Raw genomic sequence first — 17,565 nt, forward strand, 5'->3', positions numbered from 1 at the left:
CGCAGAGAATTGATGATTATGAACAACTTTCCGTTAGCAAAAATGGCCGCACTGGGCCTGGCTTTGACCGCTGCAGTGCCGGTCGCCAACGCAGCGATATCGCTGGATCGTACCCGCGCCGTTTACCTCAGCGACGCGAAATCCATCAGTCTGAATATCGTCAACGAAAACAAGGAACTGCCTTTCCTGGCGCAGTCCTGGCTGGAAAACGAGCAGCACCAGAAAATCACCTCGCCGCTGGTGGTGTTGCCGCCGTTGCAACGGGTCGAGGCCAGCGAGCGCAGCGTCGTGCGCATCACCAAGACCCCGGAGGCCGACCGTTTGCCTCAGGATCGCGAATCGGTGTTCTATTTCAATCTGCGTGAAATTCCGCCGAAAAGCAGCAAAACCAATGTGATGCAGTTGGCGCTGCAAACCCAAATCAAACTGTTTTACCGGCCAAAGGCCATCGTCGCGCCGAAAGGCGAAGTGTGGCAGGAAAAGCTGGTGTTTCGTAAAAGCACCGGCGGTTTCACCGTTGAAAACCCTACGCCGTTTTACATCACCCTGACCGGCATGACCCGCCAAACGCAGAAACAGGGCGGCGGCGCGCTGGGCGACTTCCAGCCGGTGATGCTGAAACCGAAATCGAGCGAAACCGTTAAGGTGCGCGACAACGGCCTCAACAGCTTTGTCGTTACCTATATCAATGACTACGGCGGTCACCCGGAGCTGCGCTTCGCCTGTAACGGCAGCGTGTGCAACGCCGTGCCCGAGACCAAAAAATAAGGAGATTCCGCATGGCTGAATTCACCGGCGGCCGCCTGCGGCCCCTGCTGATCGCCGCGCTGCTGGTTAGCGGCAGCGCGACGGCGGCTACGCCATTGGGCGTGATCCAAGGCACCACCGGCACCGTCAGCTTTCATGGCGGCCTGCTCAGCTCCCCGTGCAGCCTGACGCCGGACAGCCAGGATCAGTCGATTGATTTGGGCGATGTTAACGCGCGCGACTTCCAAAATGCCGGCGATCAGAGTACGCCGGTGCGTTTTCGCCTCTCGTTCCGCAACTGCCTGCTGGGGGCCAAAGCCTTGGCGGATAACCCGGCCGGGCAGCGCAACGGCGATGCCGGGCAGCTCTACTTGCAGGGTGAGCAGGCCGCCACGCTGGTGTTTCTCGGCGAAAGCGACATCAACAACCCCGACCTGCTGAAACTGCACGGCGGCGTACAGGGCATCGGCCTGCGTTTGAAAGATCAGCAGGGCCATGCGCTGTCGCTCAACCAGCAGAGCCGGCCTTACATTCTGCAGCCCGGCAGCAATACGCTGTGGTTCAGCGCCAGCGTGGAATCCACGCAGCGAGCGGTGATGGCGGCCGGTTTTTCCGGCGTGGCGCACATTCAGGTGATTTACCTGTGAGGTTCACAAACGCGATGAAAAAAACCTACCTTAACTCCTGCCTGCCGCTGGCACTGGCGCTGACGGCTCCGGCCGTCTGGGCCAACGGCTACGTGACGCCGGACGGCGGAGCAAAACCGTTTTATATCGACCTGAATGAAAGCAATATCACCAACAAGGTCGGTTTTACCAAAGAGTTTCCCTATTCATTAGGTGGCCAATATACCGGCAAGGCCTATTGCGATACGCCGATCCCCCGTAGCCCGCACTTTTATAAATCGGACTCGGCATTGCCCGCATCCGACTACGGCAATGGCTATTTGAAACTGAATGACTATCTGGACCTAAAAGCCGAGGTTTGGATCGCCGGCAATAAAAAAGCCTATGTCACTGTGCCGTTTTATAACGTCTCAAATGAATACACCAACCACTCTTGCAATCCGCCATATGCGCAAATCAATAACTACGAAAGTGGATCCAAAGGCAAGGTCACCTTCCGGGTACGCAAAAAAATCATCAACGGCGTACAGATCAACGACCGGCAGATCATCGAGATGTATGGCCGCTTAGGGTCAACCGACGCCGGTTTCGGCCCCAACCCGATGGCGCAGGTGTTTATTCAGTCCGCCATTCTCTACGTGCCGGATAAATGCGTGGTGAACGAAGGCCAACTGATCAACGTCGAGTTCGGCGAAATCGGCGGCAGCAACCTGAACGGTGCCAGCTACCCGCAAAGCATTCCGGTGCGCTTCCAATGTGAAGGCGGCAGCTTCGAGGACGGCACGCTGAATATCAAACTGGCGGTCTCCGGCACCCCGGCACCCTTCACCAATAACGCATTTAAAACCGATAAAACCGACCTCGGTATCGAGATCAAACATAACGGCCAGTTGGTGATCCCGAATGAGTTTTACCCGGTATCGAATATCGGTAACGGCGGTAGCTGGAACCTGGTTGCCGCGCCGTTGGCCAACGGCGGTAAAGAAATCGCGGAAGGGGAATTCAACGCATCTGCCACCATTGTGGCGGCCTTCGAGTAATTCAGGGAGAAACAGACGATGCGTTTACGCGCTTTAGCGATGCTCAGTTGCACGCCGCTACTCTTTTCGACACTGCCGACGCTGGCGGACACCGAGCTGGTCGGCTCACCGCTGCAGTTCCACGGCACCGTGGTGAGTCGCCCCTGCAATATCGAACCGCAGTCGGCCGATCAGGTGGTGGAAATGGACACGGTGATCGTCAAAACCCTGTACCGCTACGGCCATAGCAACCCGGTGCCGTTCAACATCAAGCTGACCGACTGCAAAACGGCGGTGTTCAAAACCGTCAATGTCACCTTCAGCGGGAACGAGGACAGCGAACTGCCGGGCAAGCTGGCGATCAATAACGGCGCCAACGGTGCCGCGATCGCCCTGTTTGACAGCAAGGGCGCGGACATTGATTTGAACCAGGCCACCAGCGCGGTGACATTGCAGGACGGCGCCAATATCCTGAATTTCACCGCCTATGTGCAGGGCCATCCCAGCGCGATACAGAATAAAACCATTACCGAGGGTGAATTCAGCTCGGTAGCCAATTTCGTACTGGCTTATCAGTAAGTCGGCGCCGCAGGAACACGTCATGATGTCCAAACCCAAAGTGGCCTGGTTATTCGGGCTGGCGGCATTTTATTGCCTGATCGCCATGCACATTTACTGGCCCAATCGCGGCGGCAGCGGATTCTATCTGCCGTGGAATCTGGTCGGCGGGATCTTTATCGCCCTGTTGATCATGGGTGCGATGCTGTTCAGCCGCCCGCCGCTGGTCACTTCCGGCTTTTTTAACCTGCTGGCGTCAGGCAGCCTGATTTTGCTCTTGCCGCTGTTGTGGGCACAGCAGCCCTGGTTGAGCGAGGCCCTGCCGCGCCTGATGGGGCTGGCGCTGGGCGTTCTGGCCTACTTTGCGCTGCTGCAAATTCCACTCGACCGCCTGCGGCGGCGCAGGCTGTTGATGCTGCTGCTGGCTGCGACGGTCATCGAAGCCTTGCTGGGGCTGGTGCAATACAGCCTGCTGCAGCCGGGCAACTGGATCGGCTACAACACCCTGAAAAACCGCCCTTACGGCATCTTCCAACAGTGGAACCTGATGGCCAGCTTTATGGCCACCGGCCTGGCGCTGGCACTGTATCTGCTGAGCACCCGTCGCCCTTTGTCGCGCAGTCTGCAATGGCTGGCCGCCGCCATGCTGCTGCTGGCACCGCTGTTGTTGATCGTTATCGCCTCGCGCGTCGGGCTGCTGGCGGCGGCGCTGCTGTCACCGCTCCAACTGTGGATGTTGTACCGCCTTAACCGCCGTCGCGCCGGCATCGCCCTGCTGTTGTTGATGGCCGGGGTAACCGCCGGACTGTTGCTGGTGATGCTAAATGGCGCCACGCGGGCAATCACCGTGGCGGAGCCGATTTTTTATCGGCTGGCTTACTGGCAGGAGGCCCTGCGCATGATCGCCGAACGCCCTTGGTTGGGCTGGGGTTACGGCCATTTTCAGCACGATTTTCTGCATCATTTCTACACCACTCACAGCAGCGGCATGGAAAGCGTTGCCATCAGCCACCCACACAACGAAATCTTGCTGTGGGGCATCGAAGGCGGCCTGTTGAGCCTGATCGGTATCGCCCTGATCGTCTGGGGGCTGTGGCGTTTGCTGCGGCGCACCCGCGCCCCGGCGTTACGCCCCGCGCCCTGGCTGGCGGCGTTGCCGATCCTGCTGCACATGATGGTGGAATACCCGCTTTACCTCTCTGCCGCCCATGCGGTGCTGCTGCTGGCTATCCTGCGCGTTGGCGACGTTCCTCGCCGTTTGCCGCTGCCCTCCCGTTTGCAACTCCCGCTGCGGCTGACCACCGCGGGCATCGCTGCATTGATGGTGCCGTATCAGCTTAACGGCCTGCACAGCGCGCTGATCATTACCGCGGTGGAAAAAAGTGGCCTGCGGCAATTCGGCTCCATGAGCCAGGTCGTCACGCCAACGCCCTGGCAGGTCCGTTACGACTATGACGTCCAGTTGCGACAGCTGCTGCAATACCCGCAAACCCGCGATGTCGCTACGTTGCTGAACTACCGGCAGTGGGCGGAAAACGAAATCCTCGTACGGCCGGACGCCAATATTTACATCAATTTGATGGCGGTCAGCCGGTTACTGCAACAGCCCCAGCGAGCCGCCGATCTGCAACGCCAGGCCAAGCGACTGTTTCCGCACGATGCGCGCTTTGAGGAGTAACTATGCTTAATATCCGGTTCACCCTGTTGGGTAGCGATAAATTTTATCAGCTCGGGCTGCGCCTGCTGGTGGAAGATTACCTTCATAACCTGAATGCAAGCAGCCGCAGCGCCTCGGCCGGCTTGCAGAATATGGAGCCGATAGAAATCGTCTTTCGCACGCTGGAAGACAGTTGCGGCTGCGCTCACTGCTATCAAAGCCCTTATCAGATACCCCGCCACCGGCAAATGACCGTGCTGATCCTCAACGACCGCGATGCCCACTATGAACACAAGCACCCGGCGCTGTTTAGCATTCATCGGCGCGATGATGACGCCGTCATCCGCGCCAAACTGCAGCTGGCGTTGGAGCGTTTCTGCCAGCAGCCCTGGGTCGCCCTGCACGCCAGCGGCATCTGGAAATGCCGTCAGTGCCGTATTGCCGCCCTGAGCAGCTGTGAAAAAAAGGTGCTGAAGCTGATGAGCTCCGGTATGTCCGCCTGCACCATCGCCGGCATGCTGCAACGCAGCCAGAAGACCATCAGCGCCCATAAGCGCTCGGCGATGCGCAAACTGAACGTCCACAAAAGCATCGAATTGAACAAAATGCTGCTGAATCAATTGGGATTGAACTGAGCGGCCGACGGGGTTCAGGCCGAGGCGAGTTTCCGTGGCAGGAAAATCTCCGCCAGCATGCACCGCGCCCCGCCGCCGCCCAGATCTTCAATGATATCAATCGGCCCGAGCGCCAGGCGGGCATAGTCGCCGATCAGAGCCTGTTGCTGCGCAGTGAAATGGGACCAGGCCCGGGTAGACATAGCGTAAACCGGGTGGCCGTCTTTGGCCTGCAGCTCCAGTACGTTGCAGGCAAAGGCTTCCATCTGGGCAAAACTGACGTCAACAATGGTTTTCCCGCTGCGTTGCAGCGTGGCGATCAGCGTGCCTTTTTGGGCTTCGTTGCGAATGCTTTCAAGGCAAACGATGGCATATTTCACCCCGACGCTCAGCATCACGTTGGTGTGATAGATGGGCCGATTATGGCGGTCCGCAGCCTCGAACCAGACAATCTGATAGCCAGAGTGACTTTCAAATTCGCGGCCTACCTCCGGCGAGCTGCGTGACGACAGACAGGCATAGGCCAGCTTATGCGGATGATCCAGGATCAGCGAGCCGGTGCCCTCCAGAAAGTGCCCCGCCAGTTCGTGGGCGGAAAGGTCGATTTGCCGTTCAACCACAAACGCATCGGCAAGCTGCGTGATAATGTCCTGACGGCGCTCCCGTCGTCGGTTCTTCGCTTCCATCGGGAAGGTGAACAGGCTGCCGTCAGCCAGCAGTGCAATCCAGTTATTGGGAAATAGCGCATCCGGAGTTTCTTGCCCGCCGGCATCGTCAATCACCGTGACGTCGATACCGGCTTGCGTCAGTGCATCGACGTAGTCATTAAAGGCAATTAATGCCCCCATCGCCTGATTTTCATTATTTTCCGTGGTTTTTTGGAAGAAATTGCTGTGCCGGGTTTCTTGATTGGCGGCAAAACCGGAGGGCCGGACCATAAAAACTGTTTGGGTGGTTTGCATGATGTTTCTCACAGGGATGGGGGTAGCAACGCGACCCTATTATGGAAAATCAATTTGACGCCAAACAGTGTGATAACTGGCTAAATTGCTCTATATTTTTACAAATCGCCACCGCCAACCGACACTTTGCCACCATGAACGATACCGATCGCCAAATCCTCGCGCTGCTGCGCGAAAACGCCCGTAGCTCGGTGACCGAAATAGCCAACAAGGTCCGGGTTTCGCGCGCTACGGTGCAAAAAAGAATTGAGGCGCTGGAAGCGCAAGGGATCATTACCGGTTACACCATCCGCGTAAAACCGGGTGTGGAGCACAACCGCATCCGCGCCTGGATGTCCGTGGCGGTCGAAGGCACCAAGGCGCAAAGCGTGTTGCAACAGCTGCGCGGCGAGCCCGCGGTGTTTACCCTGCACACCACCAACGGCAAGTGGGATATTTTGGTGGAGATCCGCACCGACAGCCTGGAGAACTTCGACAAAATCCTCGGCCGTATTCGGCGCATTGCCGGCATTTCCAGCACCGAAACCAGCATCCAGCTGTCGACGCACAAGGCCTAGCTTACTGCTTAGCTCGACGGAACATCGCCTCAAGCATTTCCAAAAACACGCCCATTAAAGCAAGAGGTGCCTTTTTACGCCTGTCCTTGGCCGTTTGCCGCTTTAGTTCGCAGGTTACCATGACCGTTTATGCGTTTATCGGTAACAGGACAAGGTGCTTGGCAGTGGGAAAACCCTTTTTACGCAGTGGCCGTTTGGATGATGTGCTCGCATTGGGCGAGAATGGACAGCCGGTTTACGCCTGCGCGTTGCAGCTGCGGGAAACCCTGCGCATTCGTCAACAGCAGCCGGCCGCCGATTGTCTGGCGATCCCGCAGCCTAACGAGGCGGGCACTCACATTGATTGGTACTCACCTTTCCCTGGAAAAGTCACCTCCTGGCTGGCGGCGAACGAGGCTCAACGCGCTCAGGCCGTGCGCCAATTGGAGCGCAGCCTGGCAACCTTCAATGCCCTGATCGCCGAGACGCAGACGACCGACCATCCCAGCCAACGCCTTTTCGGCGCCTTGTTAAGCAAGGCGATGCAAATACCCGATCCCAACCATGTCTATCTGGTCGGCGATAAACCGGTGCTGACCTTTTGGGGCTTTATCAGGCCACAGGCCCAGTGTCAGGACGATCCGCTGGCCTGTCTGCGCCCAGCCGAGGAGCCGGCAGAAAAACCGATGCCCATTGCCGCCACTCCGCGCGCAGTCGCCGCCCCCGAGCCTCAACCTGCTGCTGAACCCGAAGCCCTGACGCCAGAGATTATCCCCGCGCCGGTGCGCAGGCCGTGGCGCCGCTATGTGTGGATGGCACCGGTGATGCTCCTTATGGCCCTGCTGGCAGGCTGGCTGTACCAGGCAAACCGGCAACCGGTCACCTCTCCGACGGTGCCATCGCGCCCCCCACTGCCGGCCCGCGTCGCCAAACCGATCCCCAAACTGCATCTGCCATTGGCGCACGCCACGCTAATGCCGCCGCCGCCCGTCCCGGTGGTGTTGCCGCCGGCGCCCGTCCCGGTGGTGTTGCCGCCGGCGGACAAAAATTCGCTGGTACTGCCAGCCGAAGCGGTCAAGGCCGGCTCCACCCGTTTTCTCAACGGCAGATGGCGCGCGACGGTGGCGTTGAAAGATCCGCTGACCGGCAAACGGCCCAGCCTGCAATACCGTCTCAATAACGGCAAAGGCACCGCCAGCATCACCTACGGCGACGCCATCACCTGCCGGGCACCGGTAGAGGCCGGGCTGATGCAGTCAGGCAATCTGGTGATCAACAGCCGCACCAAAGCGCGTTGCAGCGACGGCAGCCGCTACCCACTGCCGGAAATCGTCTGCAGGCAAAATGAGACCGGCCCGGCGGAATGCACCGGCCGTTACGCTGCGGACACGGTTTATCCCATGACGTTAAAGCGCGAGAGTAAATGATGCTGGCCCCCCTTACGGACTATAAAAACGCCATTACGCTGATTCAGGACAGCGGCATCCAATTTCTGGACTTTGCCCTGACGCCGGTTTTGGATGCCGACTTCCCGGGCAAGTTTGTCCGCCAGACGGCAAGCGGCCCGCTATTGCGCCTGCAATGGCATGCCGACAGCGGCAAATACCTGTTGCCCGCGCAGCCGGGGCAGGCCGATGAAGTGGTGCGCCCTGAATTCAGTTATCCCCTGCAGCAATCTTTGCGCCTGTTGGATAAGACCTGGCTGCCCCTGCCGTTCTTTCGCTACACCCCTTCTGGCGCGTTTCTGGCCGGACCGGACAACTGGGCGCGCATGCAGATCCTTCAGTTGGACACCCCCGATCAGGACGGTAACTCGCTGCGGGTGGTGCTGGCGTTCGATACCCGTATCGCGGCACCAGGCCAGGAGGCGTTAGTCCCAAGCGAAAGCGATCTCGACACCGGACTAAGCTTTGCGCTGGCCCACCGCAATCACGATCTGGGCGAGTTTCTCGATCTGACCTGGGTGGACGGTTGGCTGCGAGAGGTCTTTACCGAAGCCGCAGCCACGCTGGAACAACGTGCCGAAGCTCAGGTCTACACCGGGTTGAAAACTTTCGAATATCAGGCGCACTACCTCAACGTGTTGAATATGCTCGGCGACCAACTGACGGTGCCGCAGATAAAAATTATTGCTGCCACGCTGCAGCAGCCCGCGGTCAACGTGGACGTGATTCTGGACGTCGGCAACTCCCACACCTGCGGCGTGTTGGTCGAAGACCATCCGGAAGAAAGCAACGGCCTGAAGCAGACCTATGAACTGCAGCTACGCTCGCTCAGCGCGCCGCACTGCGTGTACAACGAACTGTTCGAAAGCCGGGTCGAGTTTTCTCAGGTCTCGTTCGGCAAACCCGGCCTCTCGTTCCAGAGCGGGCGCGACGACGCCTTTGTCTGGCCTTCCATCACCCGCGTGGGCCGCGAGGCGGCACAGCTGGCACAGCAAAGGCAAGGCAGTGAGGGCACCACCGGCATTTCCAGCCCTCGTCGCTACCTGTGGGACGAAGAACGCTATGCGCCGGGCTGGCGTTTTAACGGCAAGCTGGAGCCGATGGCCACCGCCGCGCCCTTGACCACTCTGTTAAATGACGAAGGCGTTCCGCTTTCTGCGCTGCCCCTGGCGGAACGGCTACCGGTATTCGCCGCCCATTACAGCCGCAGCGCGGTCATGACGCTGATGCTGACCGAGTTGCTGGCGCAGGCGCTGATGCAGATCAACAGCGTCGCCCAACGGGCAAAAATGCCGAATGCCACCGCCCCGCGCCGCCTGCGTACTATCATCCTGACATTGCCTTCGGCGATGCCGAAACCGGAACGGGAAATTTTCCGCCGCCGCATGCAGGAAGCGATTGGCCTGGTGTGGAAAGCCATGGGCTGGCACCCGCTGGACGCGCCGTTCGACGGCCAGCAAACCCGCTTCCCCGTTCCGCAGGTGCACATGGAATGGGACGAAGCGACCTGCGGCCAAATGGTTTATCTGTACAACGAAACCCAGGTGAACTTCGCCGGCCGTACCGACGCCTTTTTTGCCAGCATGGCCCGACCGGATCGCCCTTTGGCAGCCGATGAGCCGGCAGGAAAAACGCTGCGTATCGCCTCCATCGACATCGGCGGCGGCACCACCGATCTGGCGATCACCCAGTACAGGCTGGACGATGGCGTAGGCAGTAACATCAAGATCAACCCTCGCCTGCTGTTCCGCGAAGGCTTTAAAGTTGCCGGTGACGATATTTTGCTGGACGTGATCCAGCTGTTTATCTTGCCCGCCGTGCAGCAGGCGATCGAAGACGCCGGGGTCGCGGCTCCGGCGGCCGTGATGGATAAGCTTTTCGGCAATGAAGGCCGCATGGACGGATTTTCCACCCTGCGCCAACAGGCCGCGCTGCAGATTTTCATGCCTATCGGGCGTGCGTTGCTGGCAGCCTATGAGGATTACGACCCGCTGGACGCCCAGGCAGAAATGGCCGCCAGCCTGGGCGATCTGTTGCCTCAAACCCCAACCCCGCAAGTGCTGGCGTTTATCAACGGCGAGATCCAGCGCGAAACCGGCACTTCTTCTTTCGATATTTTGCACACGCCGCTGGTCGTCCGCCTGGGTGACTTACACAGCGCCTTCCTGTCTGACCGGATTGGCATTGGCCGCTGCCTGCGGCTGCTGTGTGAAGTGGTGGCGCTGTACGCCTGCGATGTGCTGCTGCTAACCGGCCGCCCGGCACGTTTCCCCGGCGTTCAGGCCCTGCTGCGCCATCTGCAGCCGCTGCCCGCCAGCCGCATCTTGCCGCTCGAGGGCTATCACACCCGCAGTTGGTATCCGTTTAACAAACGCGGGCGTATCGATAACCCCAAATCCACCGCTGCCGTGGGAGCGATGCTGTGCCTGCTGGCCATCGACCTGCGCCTCGAGAGTTTTTATTTCAACGTCGGAGATTTCCAGCCTTACTCCACCGTTCGCCATCTGGGCATGCTGGACGGCAATAACATGCTGGCGGACGATAACGTCTACTATCGCGACATCGATCTGGATCGCGCCGATTTTGCGCTGGATCCCGCCGGGTGCTTCCAGCTGCGCGGTCCTTTGCGCCTGGGGTTCCGTCAGCTGGACAACCCGCGCTGGCCGGCATCGCCGTTATATACGCTGACCATCACCGACCCCCTGTTGGCACGCAAGCTGGCAGGCGATGCGGTCATCAGCCTGCGGTTGGCCATTACCGGCAGCGAAAAGCAAGGTGCCGAGGGCGTTAAAATTGCCCAGGCCATGCTGGCCGACGGCAGCCCGGTTCACGCGCATCAGCTACAGCTTAAACTCAATACCCTGGCTGCCAGCGCCTCTGGCGCAACCCATTACTGGATCGACAGCGGGAGCATTTATCAACGATGAAACCTATCACCACTGATCCGATAAACCGCCTCAGCGACGGGATCCTCCAGGCCATTGACTGGGTCGCCGACGCACGGCAACAGTCCACACGCCTGGACCGGGAAGCCGATAACCTGACGGTTCGCCTGCGCCGCAGCTACAACAAAGCCCACAAGCTGGAAGCCGCCACGCCTCACCGCGTCGCCATCGGCCTTTATGGCCATAACGCGGGCGCCAAGGCTCACCTTCTGACGGCATTGGCCCCCGGCGCCGAGCTGCTATCAGAGGATTGCGCGCTGGCAGTACGCTACTGCGTGCCCACCGTCGTAACCCCTCCAGCTTATCCGGTGGTCATCACCTTGCTGGATAACGCGCAATTGCTCGCCATGACGGCCAGTACAGCGTTGATCAACGGCTTTCGCCCGGATGGAGACGCACGAGCTATTGCCGCACACCTGAATACATTGGAACGCCATCGCCAGCCGATGGCGATTGACGGCATGGACAGCAATGCCATCGTGGTGCTGTGGGACACTCTTCGTCACCACGGGGGCAAATGGCAACAGGCGCTGGACCGGCATTTCTGGCCGCAGGCCGTCTCACTGGCCCCCTATCTGAGCATTGACGACCGGGCTCGCCTGTTCGCACCGCTGTGGGGTGAAGACCCGGCGCTGACCATGCTCTATCGTCAGTTGGCGCATAGCCTGCAAGCGTTGGGATGTAGTGAACGCGTGCAGGCTTCGCAGCAGGCGCTGGATAAGGAAGTGGGCATTCAGCATGCCCACGCGGTCAACACGCCAGCCGAGGTGAGACTCTCCGTGCTGACAGAAAAGGGTGCCGTCGTGGCGATCCCACAGGCCGATCTGGCGTGGTTGGCTGCCGAAGTGACGATACCTCTGCCCGCCGGGCTGCCCGCCGACGTTGAGCTTCTCGATATTCCAGCCAGCCTCCGTCGTTCAGATGGCGATCTGACATGGCGTATGCAACAGGCCAAACGCGCCAATCTGCTGACCCACTACGCCGATAATCTGCAGGCCAGTCTGTTGCTGGTCAGCGATGCCGCCGGCACACCACAGGAGGCCAGTCGAACCGGCCATGCGCTGGCCTACTGGGTTAAACGCACACAGGGAGAAAATGCTGCGGTACGCAGCCGTCGTAAGCCCGGTTTAATCTGGGTAATCACGCCGTTCGACGCGTCGCGCGAAGGGAAAGCCCGCCCCGATGACGCCGTTCAGCGCTATGTCGGTGAGCCCGGCGACAGTTGGGCCACGCTGCTGGCCATGGATGAACGCGACTGCCGCCGCATGACGGACTATTTGATGGTGCAGGCGCGCCCGGCATTGAAACAGGCGCGCATTCAGGAACTGCAACAAGAATTGCGGCGTGAGCTGAGTGAAAGCCTGCTCGGCAACTGGCTTGCCGCAGCGGATCCGCAGCCTTTGCAACAGCGTAGCCAACAACTGCTGCGAGCCTTGCAGGCGCAGGCTGGGGCGCATGGCGAATTGCTGGAATGGCTGTTGCCGCAGCGCGACAGGCTGCGCCAACTGCTCGTGCAGCAACAGCATGCTTCACCGGCGCCGACTGTCGCCGCACCGCCCTTCGACGTGGAGATCGACCTGTTTGGTGAGGGGGATAGCGCCGCGGCCAGTTCGGTGGAACATGGGCGTTCGTCCTTTGCCCAAAAGGTATTCGCCGACTGGGTTAACCATCTGCGTTGCCTGCCGGACAATGCCCAACTGCTGACCCTGTTGGGTGTTGATAAACCGCAGTTGGAACTGCTGGTCGATGCATTGATTAGCGCCGCCTGCCGCCTGGAGATTGACGCAACGCTGGAGCGCGCATTAGCCGCAGGCACCCTGCCGGAACAAGGGGAGGATCGCCAGGTCAGCCAGGCGCTGACGGTATTGAGCGATTTCGTTGCCTGGCTGGGCTTCCAGCAGCGCGAGGCGGCTTTACGCCCCGCCAGCCGCATCAATCCCGGCCAGCCGATCTTCACTCCACCGCCGCAGCCCGCGGTCGACTGGGGCAATCAGCAACGCCTGACCAAACTGGCGCCCACGCCGGCGAAAAATGCTGCCTTCTATATCTACGACTGGCTGGTCGGGCTGCAGCGGCTGCTGGCGGAAAACGCCCAGGCGGAAACTGCACTCGCAGCAGCGCCGCATGCCGCGCTGGAAGCCATAGTGGCAACTCTGGCTGGCAGTGACGGGCACTGACAAATTCAGGCTGGGCCACGTAACCAAGAGCAGGTAACGACGCGGCAACTTGAAAGGTGACGGGTATATTATACTGATTAATTATCCATCGATCTGAGGACATCAGCGTGCGCCCATTCAGCCTGAAGAAAATCGATCACCTGGTACTGCGCGTCACCGACCTGGAAAAAAGCCTTCAATTTTATACCCAGATACTGGGGTGTGAAATCGCCAGACGGCGTCCCGATCTGGGGCTGGTGCATCTGCGCGTCGGCGTTTCCATGCTTGATCTGGTCGACGTCGACGGCGTGCTGGGGAAAAAAGGGGGCCAGCATCCCGATGCTCGCCAGCAGAATGTCGATCATTTCTGTTTGCGCATCGAACCTTTCAACGAGGGCGAACTGCTGGCCTATTTGCGATCGCAGGGGATCAGCGTTGATCCCCCCGAGTCCCGATTCGGCGCAGAGGGCGACGGGCCGTCTCTCTATTTCACCGATCCGGACGGCAATCACGTGGAGCTGAAAGGCCCTGCAGCGGAGTGAGCCAGGATAACCCGCAGGGCGGAGTTTTATTGGCTGGTGCTGCCTGCTCCGGCCCTATTCCCTGATAACGTGCAACGCCATCAGCGCCTCAACGCAGGGCTGAAACCGTCGCGATGAACTCGTGATCCTGTGCAGCCGGATAATTGCGTGTTGCCACGGTTCAGGAACCAGGCCATGGCTGCGGAACCGCTGTGTGCCAGGTCATTGATATTGTTATAGCGCAGAAAGCCATTGGCTTGTTTTGTTAACGCTGTAACCTGAATGGCTGGGGTAATAGGTCATTGCCGGGTAAAGAAAATGCCGTTCGCGACAATTTCTCACTCGAAAACATGAGAAATAATTATAGGTTAGGTTTTTATTTATTACGGGAAATAAAAGACTGATTGAATTACATTGTTATTTTAATTAATTAAAAATCATTAATACGGAAATCATCTGAAAACACTCTCTATTTGAAATCATTTTAAAGGGCGTTTTAAAAATCATCTCATCACTCTATTTTTCTCATGGCGTACGATATTTAATTCATCTTTACTCCATAACTTTATTTACCGCGCAGGTTCCGATCCCGCGCAGCAAATAGCGGTTTTAAAATCATTCCGGCGGCGAGATTATTGCTTCTGCGCCGCCAGCGCCTGAGCGCAGGCCCAGGCAGAGCTCCAGGCCCACTGGAAGTTATATCCCCCCAGCCACCCTGTCACGTCCACCACTTCGCCGATAAAGTACAGTCCCGGCACCTTGGCGGCCTCCATGGTCTTGGAGGAAAGCTCTTTGGTGTCGACGCCGCCGAGCGTCACTTCCGCCGTGCGGTAGCCTTCGGTGCCGTTGGGTTGTACACGCCAGTTCTGCAACGTTTCGACCAACGCGGCCTGTTGCGTCGGATTCAACTGCTTGAGCGTGGCTTCCGGCAGTTGGCCCAGCGTCTGCAAACATTCCACCAAGCGCTTCGGCAGATGCAACGCCAGGGTATTTTTCAGGCTTTGATTAGGGTGTGTCTGACGTTGCTCATTGAGGAAGCCCGCCAGATCAAGCGTAGGAAGTAAGTTAACGCTCACAAACTCTCCAGGCTGCCAGTAGCTGGAAAGTTGTAATACCGCCGGTCCGGACAGACCACGATGGGTAAACAATATGCTTTCGCGGAAGCTGACGCCGTTTTCTGCGGTGATCACTGCCGGCACAGACACGCCAGACAGGGTCTGCAAATGCTCCAGCAGCGGCTTATGCAGCGTAAAAGGGACCAGCGCAGCACGCGTCGGCAGCACTTTCAGGCCAAACTGCTCCGCCAGCTTATAGCCGAACGGCGTCGCGCCCAGGCCCGGCATCGACAGCCCACCGCTGGCCACCACAAGTGAGCGAGCGCTCACTTTCTCACCGTTCAGCGCCAGTTCGAAGCCTTCTGCGGTTTTCTCTACGCCCAGCACTTCGCTGCGCAGGCGTGTCGTCACCTGACCCTGCTCGCACTCTTTCACCAAGAGTTCGACCACCTGCTGCGCCGAGTCGTCGCAAAACAGTTGTCCCAGGGTTTTCTCGTGGTAGGCGATGCCATGACGGTTGATCAGATCGATAAAGTCCCACTGGGTGTAACGCGCCAGCGCCGACTTGCAAAAATGCGGGTTATTCGACAGGTAAGCGGCAGGCTCCGTGTACATGTTGGTAAAGTTACAGCGTCCGCCGCCGGACATCAGGATTTTGCGCCCCGGTTTTTTGCCGTTGTCGAGCAGCAGCACCCGGCAGCCGAGTTGCCCTGCCTGCGCCGCGCAAAACATGCCCGCTGCGCCCGCACCTATTACCACGACATCAAACTGTTCCACCTGCGCCTCTCTGAATAAAAACCACAATCGCGACAAAAGGCCGCTATTTTACGCCGTTTCGCTGCCGGTAACCGACAACTTTACGGCGGCAGATTGTAAAGCCATGCCGCCCTCAACGCCATAGTAAGAAAATATTACAGCGAGCCATTCAGCATAACGCGCTGATATTTCATGTATTTGTCATACCAGCGCCATCGTTTCGTCATATCGAAATCAAAAAAACGTCATATTTTCCTTTTCCCCGGCCCCGGTTGTCACTGATAATGCGCGGCGTTCATGTCCACAAACTGGCGTAACGCTTATGCTGCATTTGTTCGCTGGCCTGGATTTCCATACCGGCCTGATGTTAATTCTCGCATTGTTGTTCGTGTTGTTTTATGAAGCCATTAACGGTTTTCATGACACGGCCAATGCGGTTGCTACTGTAATTTATACCCGTGCCATGCGTTCGCAACTTGCGGTTGTGATGGCTGGCTTGTTCAACTTTCTTGGCGTTATGCTCGGCGGTTTGAGTGTTGCTTACGCCATTGTTCATCTGCTGCCAACCGATCTGTTGTTGAACGTCAGTTCAGCGCACGGATTAGCCATGGTGTTCTCCATGCTGCTGGCGGCTATCATCTGGAACCTCGGCACCTGGTATTTCGGTCTGCCGGCCTCCAGCTCTCATACGCTGATTGGCGCAATTATCGGTGTGGGTTTAACCAACGCACTGATGACCCACACTTCGGTAGTGGATGCGCTTAACGTCCCGAAAATGATCGGTATTTTCCTGTCATTGCTCATCTCGCCGCTGGTCGGCATGATGGTCGCCGGGTTGATGGTGTTTGCTTTGCGCCGCTATTGGAGTGGTACCAAGAAACGCCAGCGTATGCACATGACCCCTGCGGAACGTGAAAAGGTCGACGGCAAACGCAAGCCGCCGTTCTGGACCCGTATCGCACTGATCCTGTCAGCCATCGGCGTTAGCTTCTCGCACGGCGCCAACGATGGTCAGAAAGGCATCGGCTTGATCATGCTGGTGCTGATCGGCGTTGCGCCGGCCGGCTTCGTGGTCAATATGAATGCAACCGGCTATGACATCACCCGTACGCGTGATGCCGTGACCCACCTGCAGCAATATTACCAGCAGCACAGCGACGCCTTGGCGCACGTGGTCACTCTGACCCCACTGGTGCCAAGCCCGGATGAGGACGTCTCGCCGGATAAACCTATCGAGTTCCACTGTGACAGCGCTCGCGCCATGCCGGCGATTGAGCTGACTCAGGGCTTGCTGAACAATCTGCAAAGTTACGATCAACTGACGGTAGAACAGCGTAGTCATCTGCGCCGCCTGCTGATGTGCGTAACGGATACCGCAGACAAGATCGCCAAGCTGCCGGAAACCTCGTCCCAGGACCAACGTTTCCTGAAAAACCTGCGTCAGGATCTGCTGCAAACCGTTGAGTATGCACCGATCTGGATTATCGTCGCGGTTGCTCTGGCGTTGTCGCTCGGTACCATGGTCGGCTGGCGTCGCGTCGCCACCACCATCGGCGAGAAAATCGGTAAGAAGGGCATGACCTACTCTCAGGGCGTGTCGGCTCAGATGACCGCAGCCTTGTCGATTGGCGTTGCCAGCTATACCGGCATGCCGGTTTCCACCACCCACGTACTCTCTTCGGCGGTAGCCGGGACGATGATTGTGGATGGCGGCGGCGTGCAAAGCAAAACCGTGAAGAACATCCTGTTGGCGTGGTTGTTAACCCTGCCAATCTCGATTCTGCTTTCCGGTTCGCTGTACTGGTTGGCGCTTAAGGTGATCTAAGCAGTTTGCCGGGTGAGAAAGGCGGCCCTGGTGGCTAATGCCGATCGTTTAAGGATCGGTTGAACGATCCGGTGGTTGCTGTAAAAAGGGTTCCAGGACATGACTGGAACCCTTTTTTATGCACCTTTCTCAGGCTCTTGGCA

General features: G+C 58.5%; 14 protein-coding genes. 12 read left to right on the forward strand and 2 right to left on the reverse strand.

All coding sequences use genetic code 11. The annotated features are described in order from the left end of the window. Positions 1-12: 12 nt before the first annotated feature. The 6 genes from H5P17_RS17010 to H5P17_RS17035 are packed head-to-tail and all read left to right on the forward strand — an operon-like array spanning position 13 to position 5,242. Entirely contained in the window at positions 13-768 is a 756-nt protein-coding gene (locus H5P17_RS17010; protein ID WP_370570045.1) for a molecular chaperone, read from the forward strand. A gap of 11 nt (positions 769-779) precedes the next feature. Further along, positions 780-1,394, forward strand: a complete 615-nt coding sequence (locus H5P17_RS17015) for a fimbrial protein (protein WP_182824156.1) — start codon at positions 780-782, stop codon at positions 1,392-1,394. Between the two features lie 14 nt (positions 1,395-1,408). Next, a complete protein-coding gene (locus H5P17_RS17020; protein WP_182824158.1) occupies positions 1,409-2,413 on the forward strand; it encodes a fimbrial protein in 1,005 nt (334 codons plus the stop codon). 18 nt (positions 2,414-2,431) lie between these two features. Beyond that, the gene (locus H5P17_RS17025; RefSeq protein ID WP_182824160.1) at positions 2,432-2,971 is read left to right on the forward strand and encodes a fimbrial protein; all 540 of its coding nucleotides are present in this window, start codon (positions 2,432-2,434) and stop codon (positions 2,969-2,971) included. 22 nt (positions 2,972-2,993) lie between these two features. Then, the gene (locus H5P17_RS17030) at positions 2,994-4,628 is read left to right on the forward strand and encodes a PglL family O-oligosaccharyltransferase (RefSeq protein WP_182824162.1); all 1,635 of its coding nucleotides are present in this window, start codon (positions 2,994-2,996) and stop codon (positions 4,626-4,628) included. A gap of 2 nt (positions 4,629-4,630) precedes the next feature. Beyond that, the gene (locus H5P17_RS17035) at positions 4,631-5,242 is read left to right on the forward strand and encodes a LuxR family transcriptional regulator (RefSeq protein WP_182824164.1); all 612 of its coding nucleotides are present in this window, start codon (positions 4,631-4,633) and stop codon (positions 5,240-5,242) included. Between the two features lie 14 nt (positions 5,243-5,256). On the opposite strand, the gene ctlX is transcribed toward H5P17_RS17035, so the two are convergent. Further along, entirely contained in the window at positions 5,257-6,183 is a 927-nt protein-coding gene (gene ctlX, locus H5P17_RS17040) for a citrulline utilization hydrolase CtlX (RefSeq protein ID WP_182824166.1), read from the reverse strand. 41 nt (positions 6,184-6,224) lie between these two features. Between ctlX and H5P17_RS17045 the strand changes: the two genes are divergently transcribed. From H5P17_RS17045 to H5P17_RS17065, 5 genes are all read left to right on the forward strand, one after another. After that, positions 6,225-6,740 (forward strand): Lrp/AsnC family transcriptional regulator, encoded by a 516-nt coding sequence (locus H5P17_RS17045; RefSeq protein WP_255477942.1) that lies wholly within the window; start codon positions 6,225-6,227, stop codon positions 6,738-6,740. Between the two features lie 164 nt (positions 6,741-6,904). Next, the gene (locus H5P17_RS17050; protein ID WP_182824168.1) at positions 6,905-8,146 is read left to right on the forward strand and encodes an SrfA family protein; all 1,242 of its coding nucleotides are present in this window, start codon (positions 6,905-6,907) and stop codon (positions 8,144-8,146) included. Beyond that, positions 8,146-11,091, forward strand: coding sequence for a virulence factor SrfB (locus H5P17_RS17055; RefSeq protein ID WP_182824181.1), 2,946 nt, complete (start codon positions 8,146-8,148; stop codon positions 11,089-11,091). The genes H5P17_RS17050 and H5P17_RS17055 overlap by 1 nt, the downstream gene beginning before the upstream one ends. Further along, entirely contained in the window at positions 11,088-13,286 is a 2,199-nt protein-coding gene (locus H5P17_RS17060) for a virulence factor SrfC family protein (RefSeq protein ID WP_182824169.1), read from the forward strand. Before H5P17_RS17055 ends, H5P17_RS17060 begins: the two co-directional genes overlap by 4 nt. A gap of 107 nt (positions 13,287-13,393) precedes the next feature. Next, complete coding sequence (locus tag H5P17_RS17065; RefSeq protein WP_182824171.1) at positions 13,394-13,807, forward strand: VOC family protein; 414 nt, start codon at positions 13,394-13,396, stop codon at positions 13,805-13,807. 611 nt (positions 13,808-14,418) lie between these two features. Here H5P17_RS17065 and H5P17_RS17070 read toward each other — a convergent pair. After that, entirely contained in the window at positions 14,419-15,618 is a 1,200-nt protein-coding gene (locus H5P17_RS17070; protein ID WP_182824173.1) for an NAD(P)/FAD-dependent oxidoreductase, read from the reverse strand. Between the two features lie 301 nt (positions 15,619-15,919). Between H5P17_RS17070 and pitA the strand changes: the two genes are divergently transcribed. After that, the gene (gene pitA / locus H5P17_RS17075; RefSeq protein ID WP_182824175.1) at positions 15,920-17,422 is read left to right on the forward strand and encodes an inorganic phosphate transporter PitA; all 1,503 of its coding nucleotides are present in this window, start codon (positions 15,920-15,922) and stop codon (positions 17,420-17,422) included. Positions 17,423-17,565 lie beyond the last annotated feature (143 nt).

The sequence above is a fragment of the Serratia sp. OS31 genome, assembly GCF_014164835.1.
GTDB lineage: Bacteria > Pseudomonadota > Gammaproteobacteria > Enterobacterales > Enterobacteriaceae > Serratia > Serratia liquefaciens_A.

Coding starts and splice junctions, on each gene's coding strand:
- H5P17_RS17055 (WP_182824181.1), top strand. CDS start 8,146: ATGCTGGCCCCCCTTACGGACTATAAAAACGCCATTACGCTGATTCAG.
- ctlX (WP_182824166.1), bottom strand. CDS start 6,183: ATGCAAACCACCCAAACAGTTTTTATGGTCCGGCCCTCCGGTTTTGCC.
- H5P17_RS17025 (WP_182824160.1), top strand. CDS start 2,432: ATGCGTTTACGCGCTTTAGCGATGCTCAGTTGCACGCCGCTACTCTTT.
- H5P17_RS17010 (WP_370570045.1), top strand. CDS start 13: ATGATTATGAACAACTTTCCGTTAGCAAAAATGGCCGCACTGGGCCTG.
- H5P17_RS17015 (WP_182824156.1), top strand. CDS start 780: ATGGCTGAATTCACCGGCGGCCGCCTGCGGCCCCTGCTGATCGCCGCG.
- H5P17_RS17060 (WP_182824169.1), top strand. CDS start 11,088: ATGAAACCTATCACCACTGATCCGATAAACCGCCTCAGCGACGGGATC.
- H5P17_RS17045 (WP_255477942.1), top strand. CDS start 6,225: ATGGAAAATCAATTTGACGCCAAACAGTGTGATAACTGGCTAAATTGC.
- H5P17_RS17035 (WP_182824164.1), top strand. CDS start 4,631: ATGCTTAATATCCGGTTCACCCTGTTGGGTAGCGATAAATTTTATCAG.
- H5P17_RS17030 (WP_182824162.1), top strand. CDS start 2,994: ATGATGTCCAAACCCAAAGTGGCCTGGTTATTCGGGCTGGCGGCATTT.
- pitA (WP_182824175.1), top strand. CDS start 15,920: ATGCTGCATTTGTTCGCTGGCCTGGATTTCCATACCGGCCTGATGTTA.
- H5P17_RS17020 (WP_182824158.1), top strand. CDS start 1,409: ATGAAAAAAACCTACCTTAACTCCTGCCTGCCGCTGGCACTGGCGCTG.